This window comes from Streptomyces sp. NPDC013187, assembly GCF_042899705.1.
GTDB classification, from domain to species: Bacteria; Actinomycetota; Actinomycetes; order Streptomycetales; family Streptomycetaceae; genus Streptomyces; species Streptomyces hawaiiensis_A.
Genome location: NZ_JBIBAF010000006.1, coordinates 443,712 through 461,840 on the forward strand (window position 1 = coordinate 443,712; position 18,129 = coordinate 461,840).

At 72.1% G+C, this 18,129-nt stretch carries 18 protein-coding genes; 3 read left to right on the plus strand and 15 right to left on the minus strand.

Going from position 1 to position 18,129, the window contains the following annotated elements; translation table 11 throughout:
• Window positions 1-4: 4 nt before the first annotated feature.
• Window positions 5-637, minus strand: coding sequence for a transglycosylase family protein (locus tag ACFY5B_RS15520; RefSeq protein WP_389969143.1), 633 nt, complete (start codon window positions 635-637; stop codon window positions 5-7).
• 543 nt (window positions 638-1,180) lie between these two features.
• Here ACFY5B_RS15520 and ACFY5B_RS15525 point away from each other — a divergent pair.
• Both ACFY5B_RS15525 and ACFY5B_RS15530 read left to right on the plus strand, forming a co-directional pair.
• Window positions 1,181-1,978, plus strand: a complete 798-nt coding sequence (locus ACFY5B_RS15525) for a hypothetical protein (RefSeq protein ID WP_389969145.1) — start codon at window positions 1,181-1,183, stop codon at window positions 1,976-1,978.
• An 85-nt stretch (window positions 1,979-2,063) separates the two neighbouring features.
• Window positions 2,064-2,468, plus strand: coding sequence for a hypothetical protein (locus ACFY5B_RS15530; protein ID WP_389969147.1), 405 nt, complete (start codon window positions 2,064-2,066; stop codon window positions 2,466-2,468).
• Window positions 2,469-2,530: 62 nt separating this feature from the next.
• On the opposite strand, the gene der is transcribed toward ACFY5B_RS15530, so the two are convergent.
• The 5 genes from der to aroH all read right to left on the minus strand — a co-directional run bounded on the left by der (window position 2,531) and on the right by aroH (window position 7,085).
• Window positions 2,531-4,024 (minus strand): ribosome biogenesis GTPase Der, encoded by a 1,494-nt coding sequence (gene der, locus ACFY5B_RS15535; protein WP_389969149.1) that lies wholly within the window; start codon window positions 4,022-4,024, stop codon window positions 2,531-2,533.
• An 81-nt stretch (window positions 4,025-4,105) separates the two neighbouring features.
• On the minus strand, window positions 4,106-4,753 hold the full coding sequence (locus tag ACFY5B_RS15540; RefSeq protein ID WP_053672310.1) for a 1-acyl-sn-glycerol-3-phosphate acyltransferase: 648 nt from the start codon (window positions 4,751-4,753) through the stop codon (window positions 4,106-4,108).
• Entirely contained in the window at window positions 4,750-5,412 is a 663-nt protein-coding gene (cmk, locus tag ACFY5B_RS15545; protein ID WP_389969151.1) for a (d)CMP kinase, read from the minus strand. The genes ACFY5B_RS15540 and cmk overlap by 4 nt, the downstream gene beginning before the upstream one ends.
• Window positions 5,413-5,640: 228 nt before the next feature.
• Window positions 5,641-6,726, minus strand: a complete 1,086-nt coding sequence (locus tag ACFY5B_RS15550) for a prephenate dehydrogenase (protein ID WP_344461950.1) — start codon at window positions 6,724-6,726, stop codon at window positions 5,641-5,643.
• Window positions 6,723-7,085, minus strand: a complete 363-nt coding sequence (aroH, locus tag ACFY5B_RS15555; RefSeq protein ID WP_344461948.1) for a chorismate mutase — start codon at window positions 7,083-7,085, stop codon at window positions 6,723-6,725. Before aroH ends, ACFY5B_RS15550 begins: the two co-directional genes overlap by 4 nt.
• A 178-nt stretch (window positions 7,086-7,263) precedes the next feature.
• Between aroH and ACFY5B_RS15560 the strand changes: the two genes are divergently transcribed.
• Window positions 7,264-7,704 (plus strand): Rieske (2Fe-2S) protein, encoded by a 441-nt coding sequence (locus ACFY5B_RS15560; RefSeq protein ID WP_389969154.1) that lies wholly within the window; start codon window positions 7,264-7,266, stop codon window positions 7,702-7,704.
• Window positions 7,705-7,728: 24 nt separating this feature from the next.
• Here the strand turns inward: ACFY5B_RS15560 and ACFY5B_RS15565 are convergent, their stop codons facing one another.
• From ACFY5B_RS15565 to ACFY5B_RS15605, 9 genes are all read right to left on the minus strand, one after another.
• The gene (locus ACFY5B_RS15565) at window positions 7,729-8,748 is read right to left on the minus strand and encodes an ADP-ribosylglycohydrolase family protein (protein WP_389969156.1); all 1,020 of its coding nucleotides are present in this window, start codon (window positions 8,746-8,748) and stop codon (window positions 7,729-7,731) included.
• A complete protein-coding gene (locus ACFY5B_RS15570) occupies window positions 8,745-9,464 on the minus strand; it encodes an NUDIX domain-containing protein (protein ID WP_389969158.1) in 720 nt (239 codons plus the stop codon). Before ACFY5B_RS15570 ends, ACFY5B_RS15565 begins: the two co-directional genes overlap by 4 nt.
• A gap of 63 nt (window positions 9,465-9,527) precedes the next feature.
• Window positions 9,528-10,646, minus strand: a complete 1,119-nt coding sequence (locus ACFY5B_RS15575) for a pseudouridine synthase (protein ID WP_389969160.1) — start codon at window positions 10,644-10,646, stop codon at window positions 9,528-9,530.
• Window positions 10,646-11,332 carry an SMC-Scp complex subunit ScpB gene (scpB, locus tag ACFY5B_RS15580; protein WP_389969162.1) on the minus strand — a complete coding sequence of 229 codons (687 nt, stop codon included), beginning with the start codon at window positions 11,330-11,332 and terminating at the stop codon, window positions 10,646-10,648. The genes ACFY5B_RS15575 and scpB overlap by 1 nt, the downstream gene beginning before the upstream one ends.
• Window positions 11,329-12,531 carry a segregation/condensation protein A gene (locus ACFY5B_RS15585; RefSeq protein WP_389969164.1) on the minus strand — a complete coding sequence of 401 codons (1,203 nt, stop codon included), beginning with the start codon at window positions 12,529-12,531 and terminating at the stop codon, window positions 11,329-11,331. The genes scpB and ACFY5B_RS15585 overlap by 4 nt, the downstream gene beginning before the upstream one ends.
• 18 nt (window positions 12,532-12,549) lie before the next feature.
• A complete protein-coding gene (locus ACFY5B_RS15590) occupies window positions 12,550-13,137 on the minus strand; it encodes a hypothetical protein (RefSeq protein WP_389969166.1) in 588 nt (195 codons plus the stop codon).
• A complete protein-coding gene (locus ACFY5B_RS15595) occupies window positions 13,122-14,249 on the minus strand; it encodes a ParA family protein (protein ID WP_107458077.1) in 1,128 nt (375 codons plus the stop codon). The genes ACFY5B_RS15590 and ACFY5B_RS15595 overlap by 16 nt, the downstream gene beginning before the upstream one ends.
• 425 nt (window positions 14,250-14,674) lie before the next feature.
• Entirely contained in the window at window positions 14,675-15,799 is a 1,125-nt protein-coding gene (gene ald / locus ACFY5B_RS15600) for an alanine dehydrogenase (protein ID WP_389969168.1), read from the minus strand.
• 138 nt (window positions 15,800-15,937) lie between these two features.
• A complete protein-coding gene (locus ACFY5B_RS15605) occupies window positions 15,938-17,977 on the minus strand; it encodes a tetratricopeptide repeat protein (protein ID WP_389969170.1) in 2,040 nt (679 codons plus the stop codon).
• Window positions 17,978-18,129: the final 152 nt, after the last annotated feature.

Below are 18,129 nucleotides of genomic sequence, written 5' to 3' on the forward strand. Positions count from 1 at the left end.
CGGCTCAGAACCTGAGGCGCAGGCCGGGCACGATCACGTCGGGGTTGGTCCCGATGACGGTCTCGTTGGCGGCGTAGAGGCGCTGCCAGGTGGTTCCGTGCCGGGCGGCGACGCCGCTCAGTGTGTCGCCCCGGCGGACGGTGTAGTCACCGCGGGAGGAGCCGCGGTCCGCGTGTCCCGCTGCGCGCGCGGGGGCCTTCGACGGCTTCGCCGCCGAGGGCTTGGTGGAGGTGACCGGGTCTGCGGCGGGTGCGCCGCCGCTCGCCCCGGCGCGTGCCGAGCAGACGGGCCAGGCGCCCCATCCCTGGGCGCGCTGGACCTTGGTGGCGACGGCGATCTGCTGGGTCCTGCTCGCCCGGTCGGCGGTGGGCGCGTACGCCGTGCCGCCGTAGGCGCTCCAGGTCGACGGGGCGAACTGGAGTCCGCCGTAGTAGCCGTTGCCGGTGTTGATGTGCCAGTCGCCGCCGCTCTCGCACTGGGCGATGCGGTCCCACACTCCGCTGTCGGCCGCCGCGGCGTCACCGGTCGCGGCCAGCAGTCCTAGGGGCGCGAGCAGTGCCGCCCCGGCGAGGACCGCCGTCGTACGCACCTGGTGCTTCCGGGCGTGGGAGCGATTGGTATCGGCACATTCGGACATGTAGGTCCCTTTCGAAACACCCGGGATCCCCCAAGGCGGAGCGCCACTCCCGCGCCATGGGGCGCGAGGGTCGCGCTCGCCCCGTCCACCGGAGCGGTGCCGTGCCCGGTTCCTGGGAACCCGGCGGCCGGTGGACGTACCCGAGCGGTGCTCGTTGCACACGGCGGAGGAATCTAAGGAGGCGGGCGGCCGGCATCAACCAGTCGCCCGTCCGGGCAGGCCAGTTCACCGATACCTCGGGTAACGGCAATTTCCGGACACCCACTTCATTCGCGGATTTCCGGATTTGTCGACCAGCAACCCTGGCGATCTGTGACCCACTTCACCCTCCCAACACCCTTTGCAGCACGCCGAGTTGACGGTGAGTGCGCGATTCCGCGCGAAGCGTGACTCCGTGCGCTGGATGGTTCGATTCCGTTCGCCCTGGGGCGTGACTCCCGCCACAGATCGCCCGTTGTCTTCTGCATGAGCCGGGACCTACCCGGACCACGGGCCGGGAGCCACCCGGCTTTGCCACGCACCGCATCCCCGAGGGAGCCACCCGTGCCGCGCATGCTCGACGTCAGCGACGAGGTACGCGCCGAGATCGGCGACGAAGAAGCCGACCGCCTGCTCGCCGGAGAGACCGCCCCGGGCAGTTACGACTGCACGTCCTGCCGCACTCCGGGCGACTCCGCGCAGGAGCGCACCAGCACCGTCCTGTTCATCGGGGACGAGACCGCCGTCCTCGCCTTCGCCCACGCCGGCTGCCTGCCCTCGCAGGTCGTGCAGGTCACCGAGGAGCAGCTGCGGGGCGCCGTGAAGTCCATCACCGGCGACACGGTCGACCTGGAGCCCGACAGGGCGGTGCCCGACAAGGCGGTGCCCGAGCAGGCGGTGCTCGGCGTGACCAGCGGGCTCGTCCTGATCGGCGGGGAGCTGCACCCGGCCCTGGTGGTCGAGCCGACCGGTCCCATCGCCCGGCCCGGCGCGACCGGCGGCGGCGACGACTTCCTGCCGCTGCTCATCGAGCAGGGCTTCATGCCGCTGACGGAGCTGGCCGCCGTACCGCCGGTGCTGCACGGCTGGTCGGTGCTGCTCGCCGTGGGCCGGCTGCACGCGGTGCTCCAGCCGGGCGCGGGCGGCGGCCAGCCGGTGGCCTGGTGGCAGGCGCACCAGCCGCTCCAGGTGACCGAGGGGTGGCGCGCGGCCGCCAACAAGCACCAGCAGGTGCTGATGTTCGCCGCGCCGGCCGGCTCGATCGGCCGCCAGCCGCGCGAGGACCTGCTGCGGGACGCGCTGGACAAGGCGGCGGCGAACGGAAAGCTGGTCGCCTCGGCGCTGCCGCTGGCCGGTACCTGAGCCACACGTCACCCGTCCACGCCGTCCACCTGCGAAAGCGGTACCCGGGCCGCATCCCTTGACCCCCGGGGTCGTTTGGACATACGTGCACGCATACGACGTTCCCCGCCGCCAGTCCTTCTCGCCGATCCCGTCCGCGCGATCGGCTCAGGACTCCCAGTGCGGCCCATCGGCCACGCCGATCTACGACGCGCTCTACGCCGAGTACGTCAAGTCCTTCCGCGCACTGCCAGGCGACCGCAGCGGCGAGGAGAAGCTGGGCTTCACCGCCTTCGGGAACACCCCGTACGGTTCGGGCTCGTACGCAGGGACGTACGGCAGCTCGTACAGCGCCTACAGCGCGGGCGCCCAGAGCGCCCGCCACGCCGCCGGGCAGCAGCCGCAGTGGCAGCGCGTCGGGACCGTCGGCGCGTACGGCACGGGCGTGTACGGCACGGGGATGCACTACGTACCGGCCGCGCTTCCGCCGGGACGGCGCGGCGACATCTGAGCGAGCACCGGACACCACAAAGGGCGGCCCCCGAACGGGGCCGCCCTTTGTGGCGCTTCGCGCTACTTCTTCCTGCCGCGCTTCTCGCGCACCCGCACGGAGATGTGGATCGGCGTCCCGTCGAAGCCGAACTCCTCGCGCAGGCGGCGCTCGATGAAGCGCCGGTAGCCCGCCTCGATGAAGCCGGAGGCGAACAGGACGAACCGCGGCGGCTTGGTACCCGCCTGCGTGCCGAACAGGATGCGCGGCTGCTTGCCGCCCCGGACCGGGTGCGGGTGAGCGGCGACCAGCTCACCGAGGAAGGCGTTCAGCCGTCCCGTCGGGACCCGGGTCTCCCAGCCCGCCAGAGCGGTCTCGATCGCCGGGACGAGCTTCTCCATGTGCCGGCCGGTGCGCGCCGAGACGTTGACCCGCGGCGCCCACGCCACCTGGCCGAGCTCGGTCTCGATCTCCCGCTCCAGGTAGTAGCGGCGCTCCTCGTCGAGGGTGTCCCACTTGTTGTACGCCATGACGATCGCGCGGCCCGCCTCGACGGCCATGGTGACGATCCGCTGGTCCTGCACCGAGACGGACTCTGAGCCGTCGATCAGGATGACCGCGACCTCCGCCTTCTCGACGGCGGCCGCCGTGCGCAGCGAGGCGTAGTAGTCGGCGCCCTGCTGGAGGTGGACGCGCTTGCGGATGCCCGCCGTGTCGACGAACTTCCAGGTGACGCCGCCGAGTTCGATCAGCTCGTCGACCGGGTCGCGGGTGGTGCCCGCCAGCTCGTTGACGACGACGCGCTCCTCGCCCGCCACCTTGTTCAGCAGGGAGGACTTGCCGACGTTCGGGCGCCCGATCAGGGCGATGCGGCGCGGGCCGCCGATGCCGCCCCCGCCGAAGGTCTGGCGCGGCGCCTCGGGGAGCACCTCCAGGACCTGGTCGAGCATGTCGCCGGTGCCGCGGCCGTGCAGCGCGGAGACCGGGTGCGGCTCCCCCAGGCCCAGCGACCACAGGTAGGACGCGTCGGCCTCGCCGCTGGGGCCGTCGACCTTGTTGGCGCACAGCACGACCGGCTTGCCGGCCTTGCGCAGCAGCCGGACGACGGCCTCGTCGGTGTCGGTGGCGCCGACCTTGGCGTCGACGACGAAGACGACCGCGTCGGCGGCCTCGATCGCGTACTCGGCCTGGGCGGCCACGGAGGCGTCGATGCCGAGGACGTCCTGCTCCCAGCCGCCGGTGTCGACGACCTTGAAGCGGCGGCCCGCCCACTCGGCCTCGTAGGTCACCCGGTCGCGGGTGACTCCGGGCTTGTCCTCGACGACGGCCTCACGGCGCCCGATGATGCGGTTCACCAGAGTCGACTTGCCGACATTGGGGCGGCCGACGACGGCGAGCACGGGCAGCGGGCCGTGACCCGCCTCCTCGATGGCGCCCTCGACGTCCTCGAGGTCGAAGCCCTCCTCCGCGGCGAGCTCCATGAACTCCGCGAACTCGGCGTCGCCGAGCGCCCCGTGGTCGTGCTCGTGGGCGCCCTCGGACGCGTCCGAGCCGTCGGGCTGGATGTGGTCGTTCATGAAGTCCGTACCTCGTCGTTCATTCGTGGTGGTCGGTGGAGTACCCGGTGTGTTCCGGGCTGATCCACTACTCAGTGTCGCCTAGCGCCTGGTGAGGTGCCTGGCGTTTTCCAGGTGGGCCGCCAGCTGCTTCTGGATGCGCCCGGTCGCCTCGTCCAGCGCCTTGCGCGTCCGGCGACCGCTGCCGTCGCCCGCCTCGAAGGGCTCGCCGAAGACGACGTCGACGCGGGAGCGCAGTGGAGGCAGCCCCTTTATCAACCGTCCCCGCCTCTCGGAACTTCCCAGTACGGCCACCGGCACGATCGGGGCGCCGCTGCGCACCGCGAAGTACGCCAGGCCGGCGCGCAGCGAGGCGAAGTCGCCCTCGCCCCGGGTGCCCTCCGGGAAAATGCCGAGCACGCCGCCGCTGTCCAGGACGCCCAGCGCCCGGGTGATCGCCGTGCGGTCGGTGGTGTCGCGGTCGACCTTGACCTGCCCGATGCCGAGCAGGAAGGGGTCCAGCGGGCCGATGAAGGCTTCCTTCTTGATCAGGAAGTGCGTGGGCCGGGGCGCCACGCCCATGACCATCGGGCCGTCGATGTTGTGGGAGTGGTTGACCGCGAGGATCACCGGGCCGCTCGCGGGCACCCGCCAGGCGCCGAGCACGCGCGGCTTCCACAGCCCGTACATCAGGCCGACGCCGATGCGCCGCCCGACCTCGGCACCCCGCGCCGAAGGAAGCTCGGTCACTTTCCGGCCCGCTTCTCCTCGACGAGGGTGACGACGCACTCGATGACCTGGGCCAGCGTGAGCTCGGTGGTGTCCACCTCGACGGCGTCGTCCGCCTTGGCGAGCGGGGAGGTCTTGCGGCTGGAGTCGGCGGCGTCCCGCTTGATCAGGGCCTCGCGGGTGCTGTGGACGTCGGAGCCCTTCAGCTCACCGCTGCGGCGGGCGGCACGCGCCTCCGGGGAGGCGGTGAGGAAGATCTTGAGGTCGGCGTCGGGCAGCACGGTCGTGCCGATGTCCCGGCCCTCGACGACGATGCCCTTCTCCGCGGAGGCGGCGATGGAGCGCTGCAGCTCGGTGATCCGCGCGCGCACCTCGGGCACCGCGCTGACCGCGCTGACCTTGGAGGAGACCTCCTGGGTGCGGATCGGAGCCGAAACGTCCACACCGTCGACCGTGATGGCGGGCCCCTCCGGGTCGGTGCCGGAGACGATCTCGGGCTTGCCCGCCACGGCGGCGATGGCGGACGGGTCATCTATGTCGATGCCGTTGCTCACCATCCACCAGGTGATCGCCCGGTACTGGGCTCCGGTGTCCAGGTAGCTCAGCCCCAGCTGGGCCGCCACGGCCTTCGAGGTGCTCGACTTGCCGGTGCCGGCGGGGCCGTCGATGGCGACAATCACTGGCGTGGCGCTTTCCACAGTGGGGACCTTCCTGAACCGGGCTCGGCGGGGGTGAGGGCGCGAGTGCCCCGCACAAGGTTACTGGGTGCGGGTCACTCGTCCGGCCGCGCGTCGTGCCGACGGCGCTCGGCCGGCATCAGCCCGTCCGGCGCTTGAGGACGAGGCCGCTCAGGCCGAAGCGGGGCCCGGAGGCGGCAGCCCTTGGAAACGGCCCACCGACCGCACCCCCTACTGCCGAAGAGCCCAGCCTCGTTCCCGCAGCGCAGCGCTCAGTACCGGGGCGGCCTTCGGCTCCACCATCAGCTGCACCAGACCGGCCTGCTGCCCCGTCGCGTGCTCGATGCGTACGTCCTCGATGTTGACGCCGGCCAGGCCCGCGTCGGCGAAGATCCGGGCCAGCTGCCCCGGCTGGTCGTCGATGAGCACGGCCACGACCTCGTAGGCGCGCGGCGCGGACCCGTGCTTGCCGGGGACACGCACCTGGCCTGCGTTGCCGCGCCGCAGCAGGTCTTCGACCCCGCCGGCGCCCTCGCGCCGCTTGTGGTCGTCGGAGGACTGCAGGGCGCGCAGGGCGCGCACGGTCTCCTCCAGATCCGCTGCGACGTCCGTGAGCAGGTCGGCGACCGGCGCGGGGTTCGCGGAGAGGATGTCGATCCACATCCGCGGGTCGGAGGCGGCGATCCTCGTCACATCCCGGATGCCCTGCCCGCACAGCCGTACGGCGGCCTCTTCGGCGTGCTCCAGGCGCGCGGCGACCAGACTGGAGACCAGGTGCGGCATGTGCGAGACGAGGGCGACGGCGCGGTCATGGGCGTCGGCGTCCATCACCACCGGCACGGCGCGGCAGTGCGAGACGAGTTCCAGGGCGAGGTTCAGCACCTCGGTGTCGGTGTCCCGGGTCGGCGTGAGCACCCAGGGACGGCCCTCGAAGAGGTCGCCGGTGGCGGCCAGCGGGCCGGACTTCTCCCGGCCCGACATGGGGTGCGAGCCGATGTACGCGGACAGGTCGAGGCCGCGTGCCTCCAGCTCGCGGCGCGGCCCGCCCTTGACGCTGGCGACGTCCAGGTAGCCGCGTCCCGCACCGCGCCGCATGGCGTCGGTGAGCACGTCGGCCACGTGCGCGGGCGGGGCGGCGACGATCACGAGGTCGACGGGACCGTCCGGCGCCTCGTCCGTGCCGGCCCCGAGCGCGGCCGCCGTACGGGCCTGCTCGGGGTCCGGGTCGGCGAGGTGCACGGTGACGCCCCGCTGGGACAGGGCCAGGGCGGCGGACGTGCCGATGAGGCCGGTGCCGATGACGAGTGCGGTCCTCACTGGGCGATGTCCTTGCGCAGGGCGGCCGCGGCGCCGAGGTAGACGTGGGCGATCTCGGCCCGGGGCCGGTCGGACTCGATGTGCGCGAGGACGCGGACGACTCGGGGCATGGCGCCCTCGATGTCCAGTTCCTGGGCGCAGATCAGCGGCACGTCGACGATGCCCAGCTTGCGGGCGGCCGCGGCCGGGAAGTCGCTGTGCAGATCGGGCGTGGCCGTGAACCAGATGCTGATCAGGTCGTCGGCGGCGAGATCGTTGCGCTCGAGGATCTCCGTGAGCAGGGCTCCGACCTGCTCGTCCATGTGCCCGGCCTCGTCCCGTTCCAGTTGGACGGCGCCCCGGACCGCTCGTACCGCCACGGCGATGCTCCTTGCTGACGTGCGTGTCGCTCTACGTCCGACCAGCCTAGTCAGCCCGCGCGACCCGGGTGCGCGGCGCCCGCCCGGTGAGACGCCAGGAACGAGACCTTTGGGTAAGTTCAGTGCCTAGACGAGGGATGTCCCGATTAACCCCCTTTGGCACGTTCGGAGTGACGACATGACCTACGAGACCACGCGCCGCACGGTTCTCCTCGCCACCGGCGCCACGACGGCGGCGGCACTCGTCGCGGCCTGCGGCGGGGGCGGCGACGACAGCGGTTCCGCGTCGACGGCCTCCCCCACCGGCCAGGACACGACGGGCGGCCCCGCCGGGCAGGTCCTGGCCAGCATCGACGAGATCCCGGTCGGCGGCGGAAAGATCTTCAAGGACGAGGAGGTCGTGGTGACCCAGCCGGAGCAGGGTCGGTTCAAAGCCTTCTCGGCGATCTGCACCCATCAGCGCTGCACGGTGGGGTCCGTCTCCGACGGCACGATCAACTGCCCCTGCCACGGCAGTAAGTTCAAGATCGCCGACGGCGCGGTGACCCATGGCCCGGCGACCCGGCCGCTGCCCGCCGAGCAGATCACCGTGGAGGGGAACTCGATCCGCCTGGCCTGAGGGCGCGCGCCCGGCAGCGGGCCGTCAGGCGTCCCAGAGCGCCCCGAGGGTGAGCAGGTCGCTCCGGTACTCGACGCGGTCGGCCCACTCGGTGGGCCAGGCCTCCGCGCCCAGGTACGCGCCCGCGAAGGCGCCCGTCAGGCAGGCGATCGAGTCCGAGTCGCCGGCGGTGCAGGCGGCCCGGCGCAGGGCCGTCACCGGCTCGTCGACGAAGAGCAGGAAGCACAACAGCCCGGTCGCGAACGCCTCCTCGGCGATCCAGCCCTCGCCGGTGGCCAGGCACGGGTCGGTCTCCGGCGAGACGGTGCGCACGGCGTGCCGGAGCCGTTCGAGGGCCTCCAGGCACTCGTCCCAGCCGCGGGCGATGAACTGCCCGGGGCTCGGATCCCCGGCCCGCCGCCACAGGTCACCGAGCCAGCGCTCGTGGTAGTGGCTGCGGTTCTCCAGGGCGTAGGAGCGCAGCAGGCCGATCAGCCCGGTCGGCTCGGCGCCCTGCGCGAGCAGCCGTACGGCGTGCGCGGTGAGGTCGGAGGCGGCGAGCGCGGTGGGATGCCCGTGGGTGAGGGCGGACTGCAACTGGGCGGCCCCCGCGCGCTGTTCGTCACTGAGGCCGGACACCAGGCCCAGGGGCGCGACGCGCATGTTGGCGCCGCAGCCCTTGCTGTCGATCTGGCTGGCGTCCTGCCAGGGACGGGACTCGTCCTTCAGCAGGTAGCAGGCCTTCATGCAGGTACGGCCCGGAGCCCGGTTGTTGTCCGGGGACTGGTGCCAGTCCACGAACTCCTCACGCAGGGGCCGGGCCAGCCGCAGCGGGGTGAGCAGCCCCCGGTCCATCGCCGTCCGCACCGCCCGCCCGAGCGCCAGCGTCATCTGGGTGTCGTCCGAGACGAAGGCGCGATGCGGCAGCTCCATCCGCCGCCACGGCCCGCACTTGGCGAGGATCGAGGGGACGTCGTTGAACTCGGTCGGAAAGCCCAGCGCATCCCCGAGGGCCAGGCCCGTGAGCGCTCCGGTGGCGGCTTGCTTGTGGACGAGCATGGTCATGCGGGGCGTCCTTCCCGGGTGGGCCGGAGGAGAGGCGGGTGGAGGGCGGTGGCGGTTCCGGCGCGGTACAGGGCGGCGGGTTTGCCGCGACCGCCGGTCAGTCGCGCGGCGCCCGGGACGGCTTCGACGAAGCCCGGCGTGGCGAGCACCTTGCGCCGGAAGTTGGGCCGGTCCAGCTCGGTGCCCCACACGGTCTCGTAGACCTGCTGGAGCTCGCCGAGGGTGAACTCGGGCGGGCAGAAGGCGGTGGCGAGGCAGGTGTACTCGAACTTGGCCCCGACGCGGTGGTGGGCGTCGGCCAGGATGCGGTCGTGGTCGAAGGCGAGCGGCCCGGCCGTCCCGTACGGCACCCAGCGGGCCTGCGCGGCGTCGCTGCCGCCGTGCGCCTCGGGTGCGTCGGGCAGCAGTGCGGCGAAGGCGACCGACACGACCCGCATCCGGGGGTCGCGGCCGGGCTCGCTGTACGTCCGCAGCTGCTCCAGGTGCAGCCCCGAGACGTCGGACAGGCCGGTCTCCTCGGCGAGTTCACGCCGGGCGGCCGTCTCGGCGGACTCGTCAGGCCGCAGGAATCCGCCGGGCAGGGCCCACCGCCCGGCGTACGGCTCCTGTCCGCGCTCGACGAGCAGCACGTGCAGCGCGCCCTCCCGGAGGGTGAACACGGCCAGGTCGACGGTGACGGCGAAGGGTTCGTGGGCGTACTTGTCGTAGCCGTCCATGCAGCAGCACCCCCTTTAATAGTCAGCACGACTATAAAAGGGGGTGCCGGTCACTCACAAGGTCTAGAGGTCGACCTCCTGCATCAGCATCCCGACCTCGGTGTTGGACAGCCGCCGCAGCCAGCCCGACTTCTGGTCGCCCAGGGTGATCGGCCCGAACGCCACCCGGACCAGCTTGTCGACCGGGAAGCCGGCCTCGGCCAGCATCCGGCGCACGATGTGCTTGCGGCCCTCGTGGAGGGTGACCTCGACGAGGTAGTTCTTGCCGGTCTGCTGGACGACCCGGAAGTGGTCCGCGCGGGCGTAGCCGTCCTCCAGCTGGATGCCGTCCTTGAGCTGCTTGCCCAGGTCGCGCGGGATGGGGCCGACGATGTGCGCGAGGTAGGTCTTCTTCACGCCGTACTTCGGGTGCGTCAGCCGGTGGGCCAGCTCACCGTGGTTGGTGAGCAGGATGACGCCCTCGGTCTCGGTGTCGAGCCGGCCGACGTGGAAGAGCCGGGTCTCGCGGTTGGTGACGTAGTCACCGAGGCACTGCCGGCCCTCCGGGTCCTCCATCGTCGAGACGACACCGGCGGGCTTGTTCAGCGCGAAGAACTGGAAACGCTGGGTGGCGACCGTCAGGCCGTCGACCTTGATCTCGTCCCTCTCCGGATCGACGCGCCGTCCCTGCTCCAGGACGATCTCGCCGTTGATCTCGACCCGGGCCTGCTCGATCAGCTCCTCGCAGGCGCGGCGGGACCCGAAGCCCGCGCGCGCGAGGACCTTCTGCAGCCGCTCGCCCTCCTGCTCCGCGCCGGGGAAGGTCTTCGGAAGCTTGACCTCCTTCTTCCCGGCGTACCGGTCACGGTTGCGCTCCTCGATCTGCGCCTCGTACTCACGGGGGCGCGCCGGGGCGGTGCGGCCCGGCCGCTGGGGCTGCTTGGGCCCGCCCTTGGCACCACCGCGGGCCGCGCCGCCACGTCCGGCCTTGGGGCCGTCCTTGGTCGCCCCGGGGCCCACGTCGTAGCGGCGCTCCTCGGGGCGCGGCTTCTTCGGACGGCCACTGCCCTGCTTGTCGTCGCGGTTGTTGCCGGCGCCGCGGAAGTTGCCGCGACCACCACCACTCCCGCCGCGGCCGCCGCTGTTGCCACCACGGCTCCCGCCGTTGTTTCCGCTGCTGTTCCTGCCGCTGCTGCTTCGCATCAAAGTTCCGTCTGGTCGTCTTCGTCGTGGTTCCCCGGGCTCACCGGGCTGCCCGGCACGTCGTCGTCGGGCGCGTCCGGGTCGAACGACGGTACGCCCTCCTGGGTCTCGGCCTCGATCGCCTCCGCCTCCGGGAGGAAGGGCGCGAGCTCCGGGAGCTCGTCCAGACCGCGCAGGCCCATCCGCTCCAGGAAGTAGTTCGTCGTCCTGTACAGGATCGCACCTGTTTCGGGTTCCGTGCCCGCCTCCTCTATCAGGCCGCGCTGGAGGAGGGTGCGCATGACGCCGTCGCAGTTGACTCCGCGGACAGCGGAGACCCGGCTGCGGCTGACCGGCTGGCGGTAGGCGACGACGGCCAGGGTCTCCAGGGCGGCCTGGGTGAGGCGGGCCTGCTGGCCGTCCAGGACGAAGCGCTCCACGGCCGGCGCGAAGGCGGCCCGGGTGTAGAAGCGCCAGCCGTTCGCGACGTACCGCAGCTCGAAACCGCGGCCCTGGACGGTGTACTCGTCGGCCAGCTCACGCAGGGCGTCCGCGATCTGGCGCCTCGGCCGCTCCAGTATCTTCGCGAGGTGCTCCTCGGTGGCGGGCTCGTCCACGACCATGAGGACGGCCTCCAGGGCGGGCTTGAGGTCGAGATCGGCGACGGTACGCGGCCCGGCCGGCAGATCGGTCGTTCGCTCGCTCACGCCTTCTTCTCCTCCTTCGGCGGCTCGGGCGGCCGGTCGAACTCGTCGGTGACGGTCGGTGTCTCGTCCCCGTCGCCGCCGGTCCACCGCACGAGCAGGTCCCCGAGCGCGGTCTCCTGCTCCAGGGCGACGGCCTTCTCGCGGTACAGCTCCAGCAGGGCGAGGAACCTCGCCACGATGGTCAGGGTGTCGTCGGTGTCCGCCACGAGGGCCCGGAAGCCGGCCTCGCCGAGCTCCCTGAGCCGGGCCACGACGATCTGCGCCTGCTCCTGCACGCTGACCAGCGGGGCGTGGATGTGGTCGACGTAGACCTGCGGCTTGGGCTTGGGCTGCATCGCCTTGACGGCGAGCTTGGCGAATCCTTCCGCCCCGATGCTGATGACGACGTCGGGCAGCAGCTCGGCGTGGTGCGCCTCGAGCCCGACGGTCCGGGGGTAGCGCCGGGCCTCGTCGTCGAGCCTCCCGCTGAAGATGTCGGCGATCTGCTTGTACGCGCGGTACTGGAGCAGCCGGGCGAACAACAGGTCCCGCGCTTCGAGCAGTGCGAGGTCGCCCTCGTCCTCCACCTCGGCGGCGGGCAGCAGCCGCGCGGCCTTCAGGTCGAGCAGGGTGGCGGCGACGACCAGGAACTCGGTCGTCTCGTCCAGGTCCCAGTCCGGCCCCATCGCCCGGATGTACGCCATGAACTCGTCGGTCACCTTCGACAGCGCGACCTCGGTGACGTCCAGCTTGTGCCGCGAGATCAGCTGCAGCAGCAGATCGAAGGGCCCTTCGAAATTGGCGAGCCGGACCTTGAAAACCCCGTCGCCGGTGGCTTCGGCATCGTCGGCCGGGGGCCGGGGGCCGGGGACGGCTTCGCCCTGCCCGGCCGCCCCGCCCGCAGGCGCCACCGCGGCCGGGACCGTCTCCTCCGGCTCCTCGACCGGCGGAACCACCCGGTCCGCCTCCACAACAGGGCCTGGCTGCTCGACCGGCGGAACCACCCGGTCCGCCTCCACAACAGGGCCTGGCTCCTCGACCGGCGGAACTGTCCAGCCCGCCTCCACAGCATGCGTCGGCTGCTCGACCGGCGGAACTGCCGGGTCCGGTGCCGTGGGAGCGCCGAGCTGCTCGGTCTCGGGGGCCGCCGCTCCCCGCCCCAGCGCACGCCGGCGGCCGGGCCGGCCGCTGGGGGGAGGGGGGGAAGCGTTCGAGGTCATGGCCCCCGCAGGCTACCGCTACCGCCCGCGCAGTCGTCGTACGAGGATGCTGGCGTCTCCGCGGGACTCCAGGTCGGCGAGGACCACCGCGACCGCCTCGCGGACGATGCGCCCGCGGTCCACGGCCAGACCGTGCTCGCCACGGAGGACGAGACGGGCGTGCTCGAGGTCCATGAGCTCCTCGGCCGACACGTACACCGTGATCTTCTCGTCGTGCCGCTCACGGCCGCTGGGGCGGCGCGAGGGGTTCCGCCCGCGCTTGCGGGGCGCGGCCGCTGCGGCACCGGTGGCAGAACCTTCCTGCGCCGCCTGCCGACGGGCGGCGCCGGAGCGCTCGCCGGCCGCGGAACGACTGTGGCCCTCCCCGGCCTCGGCCGGCTCCGCGTCCGCCGCGACATGCTCCGGACCCTCGCCGTCACCGCCCTGCGCGGGCACCGCCTGCGGCGCGTCCTCCGCCGCGGCGGCCGCCGCGTCGCCCTCCCCCGCCGGAGCGGGCACCCGGGCGTCGCCGCCCGCCTGACGCCTGGGCTGGGACGACTGAAGCGCCATCCCCCCTGTCGTACGGAAGAGTTCGTCGGCCCCCGGCAGACTCACTCGGCGTGACACCGGGCGAGCACCTCCCTGGCGAGCTGGCGATAGGCGGCGGCACCGACGGAGTTGGAGGCGTACGTCGTGATCGGCTCACCGGCGACCGTGGTCTCCGGGAAGCGGACCGTGCGCCCGATGACCGTGTGGTAGACGTGGTCGTCGAACGCCTCGACCACCCGCGCGAGCACCTCACGGCTGTGCACCGTGCGTGAGTCGTACATGGTGGCGAGGATGCCGTCGAGCTCCAGCTCCGGGTTGAGCCGTTCCTGGACCTTCTCGATGGTCTCCGTCAGCAGGGCCACGCCGCGCAGCGCGAAGAACTCGCACTCCAGAGGCACTATCACCTTGTGCGCGGCCGTCAGGGCGTTCACCGTGAGCAGGCCGAGCGAGGGCTGGCAGTCGATGACGATGAAGTCGTAGTCGGGCAGCAGCGGCTTCAGGGCGCGCTGCAGCGTCGATTCGCGGGCGACCTCGGAGACCAGCTGGACCTCGGCCGCCGACAGGTCGATGTTGCTGGGCAGCAGGTCCATGTTGGGGACCGCCGTCTTCAGCAGCACCTCGTCGGCCGCCATCCCCCGCTCCATGAGCAGGTTGTAGACGGTGAGGTCGAGTTCCATCGGGTTGACACCGAGTCCGACCGACAGCGCGCCCTGCGGGTCGAAGTCCACGAGCAGGACCCGGCGTCCGTACTCCGCGAGCGCGGCACCCAGGTTGATGGTCGACGTGGTCTTGCCGACGCCGCCCTTCTGGTTGCACATCGCGATGATCTTCGCGGGACCGTGTTCGGGCAGCGGTCCCGGGATCGGGAAGTACGGCAGCGGCCGCCCGGTCGGGCCGACACGCTCCCGGCGCTGTCTGGCCGCGTCGGGCGCGAGAGTGGCCGCGTACTCGGGGTCGGGCTCGTACTCCGCGTCGGGGTCGTAGAAGTGCCCCTCGGGCAGTTCGTCGTAGTCGGCGAAGTGGTTGTGGGGCGCGCCACTTCCGTCGCCGGCCATGGCGTTCACGTGATGGCCATCCATCTTCTGGTGTGCAGTGTGAGTCGCCTGCTGACTCTGGTGGGCTGCGAAGGTGCGCACAGCGACGGAGCCGACAGCCGCGAGTCCCGCGGGCTCCTGGTCCCGTGCAGGCATTCCTGGTTGGCCACCCCCGGGAGTAAATGTCGACTCATTCACAAGTCGTCTTACCTCCTTGGTGACCAGGAAACTTCTAGACAGGTCAGCGTGGCACCATGCCGACAGCTGGCGACTCTATGGCGTGTCGGGCGTCCGCAGCAACACAATCCGCCGGACCCGGCCCGATGTGTCGGCAATGAAACATCCCGCTGTCAAGGGCGTACGGCCGTCGCACGGCAGGTTTCACCGGTGTGCGAATCGGTTGAAGGGTTACGTTCGAGGCGAGTTGCCCGAGAATCGCGAAGTGACCATACACACATCCGGCCGGACCTTGTCGGGCAAGGTCCGGCCTGGCTTGCGGCGTTGACGACCGGTGTTGACGTATCGCCTTTGCCGGTTGGTTACTTAGCCGACTTACCGGCTGCCGAGGGCCGGTGGGCGGCTCAGCCGAGCAGCGAGGACAGCTCCACGTGCTCCACGCCGTGCGCCTCGGCGACCTCGCGGTAAACGACCTTGCCGTCGTGGGTGTTGAGGCCCTTGGCCAGTGCCGGGTCGCGGCGCAGCGCGTCCGCCCAGCCGTGGTCGGCCAGTTCGACGATGTACGGCAGCGTGGCGTTGGTCAGCGCGTAGGTGGAGGTGTTGGGCACCGCGCCGGGCATGTTGGCGACGCAGTAGAAGACCGAGTTGTGGACCCGGAACGCCGGCTCGGCGTGGGTGGTCGGGCGGGAGTCCTCGAAGCAGCCGCCCTGGTCGATCGCGATGTCGACAAGGACACTTCCGGGCTTCATCCTCGAGACGAGCTCGTTGGTGACGAGCTTCGGGGCCTTGGCGCCGGGGATCAGCACCGCGCCGATGACGAGGTCGGCCTCCAGGCACGCCTTCTCCAGCTCGAAGGCGTTCGAGACGACGGTCTGGATCTTCGTGCCGAAGACCTTGTCGGCCTCGCGGAGCTTGTTGATGTCCTTGTCGAGCAGGGTGACGTGGAAGCCCATGCCGATGGCGATCTGTGCGGCGTTCCATCCGGAGACACCGCCGCCGATCACGACGGCGCGGCCGGCCAGCACGCCGGGGACGCCACCGGGCAGCACACCGCGGCCGCCGTTGGCGCGCATCAGGTGGTAGGCGCCGACCTGCGGAGCGAGCCGGCCCGCGACCTCGGACATCGGGGCGAGCAGCGGCAGCGCGCGGCTGGGCAGCTCGACGGTCTCGTAGGCGATGGCCGTGGTGCCGGACTCCAGCAGGGCGTCCGTGCACTCCTTGGAGGCGGCCAGGTGAAGGTAGGTGAAGAGCGTCTGGTCCTTGCGGAGGCGGTGGTACTCCTCGGCGATGGGCTCCTTGACCTTCAGCAGCAGGTCGGCGGCGGCCCACACCTCGTCGGCGGTGCCCAGGATCTGCGCACCCGCGGCGACGTACTCCTCGTTCGTGATCGAGGAGCCGACGCCGGCGTCGCGCTCGATGACGACCTGGTGGCCGTGGCGCACCAGCTCGTGCACGCCGGCGGGGGTGATGGCCACCCGGAACTCGTTGTTCTTGACCTCGCGGGGGATGCCGACCTTCACGTCGATCACGGTCCTTGGCTCAGAGGGTATGGGGGGTCTTACTTAGACATACCCGGGCACGCGCGGGCACACCGGGAGAGACCGCAGGAGAACGTGCGGCAGAGCCAGTCTAATGAAGGTGTTCTCGCTGTCCAGCCTTTCATTGCATCAATCTTCGGCTGATGCGGTACGGATTTCGCAGGCGTCAGGGTCAGTTTGAAGGTTTGATTCGCCGAGAAGCCCCTCGGCGGCGCCCCGGTGCAGCCCCGCCGACGCCGGATCACCCAGGCGTTCGAGGGTGTCGGCGACCCGCAGGTGCAAGGCCGCCTGCAGCCGCGGGTCCTCGGCGCGCCGCGCCCACTCGACGGCCTCCCGGCAGGTGCGCAGCGACTCCTCCGGGCGGCCCGCGTACTCCTGGACCCGTGCCAGCTCGCCCAGGGCCCGGGCCTGGGCGGCCACGTCGCCGTTCTTGCGGTGACCGGCGATCGCCGCGCGCCAGTTCCGCAGGGCCTCGCCGTAGCGGCCCGCGAGCGTGTGGGCGGCGGCGATGCGCCCGTAGAGCCGGGCGGCCTCGGCGCGCTCCCCCCGGGCGAGCCGCTCGACCAGGGCACGCCCGAACCAGTCGGCGGCCCGGTCGAAGTCGCCGAGCTCCAGGTGCGCGCCGCCTACGGATTCCATCGCGCGGCCGGTCGCGTACGGGTCGTTCACCTCGCGCCCGGCGTCCAGCGCGGCCCGGTAGCGCGCCAGGGCGTCGGCCGTACGGCCGGTGCGGGCGTCCAGGTCGCCGAGGTTGAGCAGGGCGGCGGCCCGCTCCCGGGGCAGCTCACGGCGCTCGGCGACGTCGAACACCATGCCGTGGATCTCGTAGAGGTCGGGCGCGGCGGCCCGGGTGCCGACGTGCGCCGCCATCGCCCGGACCAGCTGGGACATCAGCCGTCGGGCCAGGGTGTCCAGCTCACCGTCGGCGACCGCGAGCCGGGCCGCGGCCAGCAGGGCGGGGCGGGTCAGGCTCAGCCAGTCGGCGGCCGCCCGCGGAGTGGGGAAGCGCAGCGCGCGGGGCATGTCGAGGAGCTTCTGGCGGGCCTGCGGACTGTCGGTCTCGGTGATCGCCCGGCAGGCCTGGAGCAGCCGGACGGTGCGCTCCAGCATGCGTGCGCGGGCCAACTGGAGATCGGCCGGGCGTTCGTGGTGCTCGGCGAGGATCCGCAGCTGCGGGTGCAGACAGCCGGGCACCTCGTACTGCGGCAGCGGGGAGTCCACCGCGTGCAGGAAGCCCAGCGCGACGAAGTCGTCGAGGAGGGTACGGGCGCTGTCGACCGAGCAGCCGACGAGCGCGGACGCGGTCTGCGGGTCCACGAGGCCGGCCGGGGCGAGGGCGAGCAGGCGCAGCATCCGGGCGGCGGTCGTGGGCAGGGCGGCATGGGCGAGCCGGAAGACCCGGGTCAGGGCGGTGCCCTCGGAGTCGTCGGCGCGCAACTGTTTGGCCAGGTCGGAGATGGCGGCCTTGGGGCGGGCCGCGAGCCAGCCGCCCGCCAGCATCAGCGCGGCGGGCTGCCCCTGGCACTCCTCGGCGAGGCCCTCGGCGGCCCGGGGGTCGACGGTGATGCGGACCGAGCCGGTGTGCCGGGCCAGCAGTTCGACCCCGGACTTGGCGTCCAGTCCGCCCAGGGTGCAGGGGCGGACGTCGGAGATGCCGGTCAGCGGGCCCTCGGAGACCGCGACGACGAGGCAGTCGGGGGTGTCGGGCAGCAGGGCGTCGACCTGCTCGGCATCGGCCGCGTCGTCCAGCAGGAGCAGGGTGCGGCGGTCGGCCAGGGCGGTGCGCAGGGCGTCGGTGAGGTCGTCCTCGCAGGCCCCGGCGGGAGCCTGCTCGTCCAGGGCGGTGAGGAGGTTCCGGGCGGCGCGTCCGACGGGTACGGGGGTGCCGTCCGGGTCGGTGAGGCGGGCGCGCAGGACTCCGTCGGGGTAACGGTCAGCGACCTGCCGGACGAGCTCCTCGGCGAGTGCGGTGCGGCCCGAGCCCGGCCGGCCGGCGATGAGCAGCACGCGTGCGCGGGGTGGCTTGCGGCCGGCCAGGGTGTCCAGTCCGGCGCGCTCGATGTCGGCGCGCAGTTCCTTCAACTCCCGTGTGCGGCCGAGGAACTCGCTCGCCCCGGCAGCGGGCCCGGCCGGCCGCACGTCGCCTGTCTCCACGACCTGATCCGTCACGGGCCACACTCCCGTCCCACCGCACACGCGAGCCCGCCGGGACTCCGGTTCGGGCGTGCCCCAGAGCCTAGTTCACGCTCTGCAACGTTCCGGGTGGAGCACGGCGAAGGCATCCCCCGATCGGATCAACAGATCGTAGGACTGACACCGTC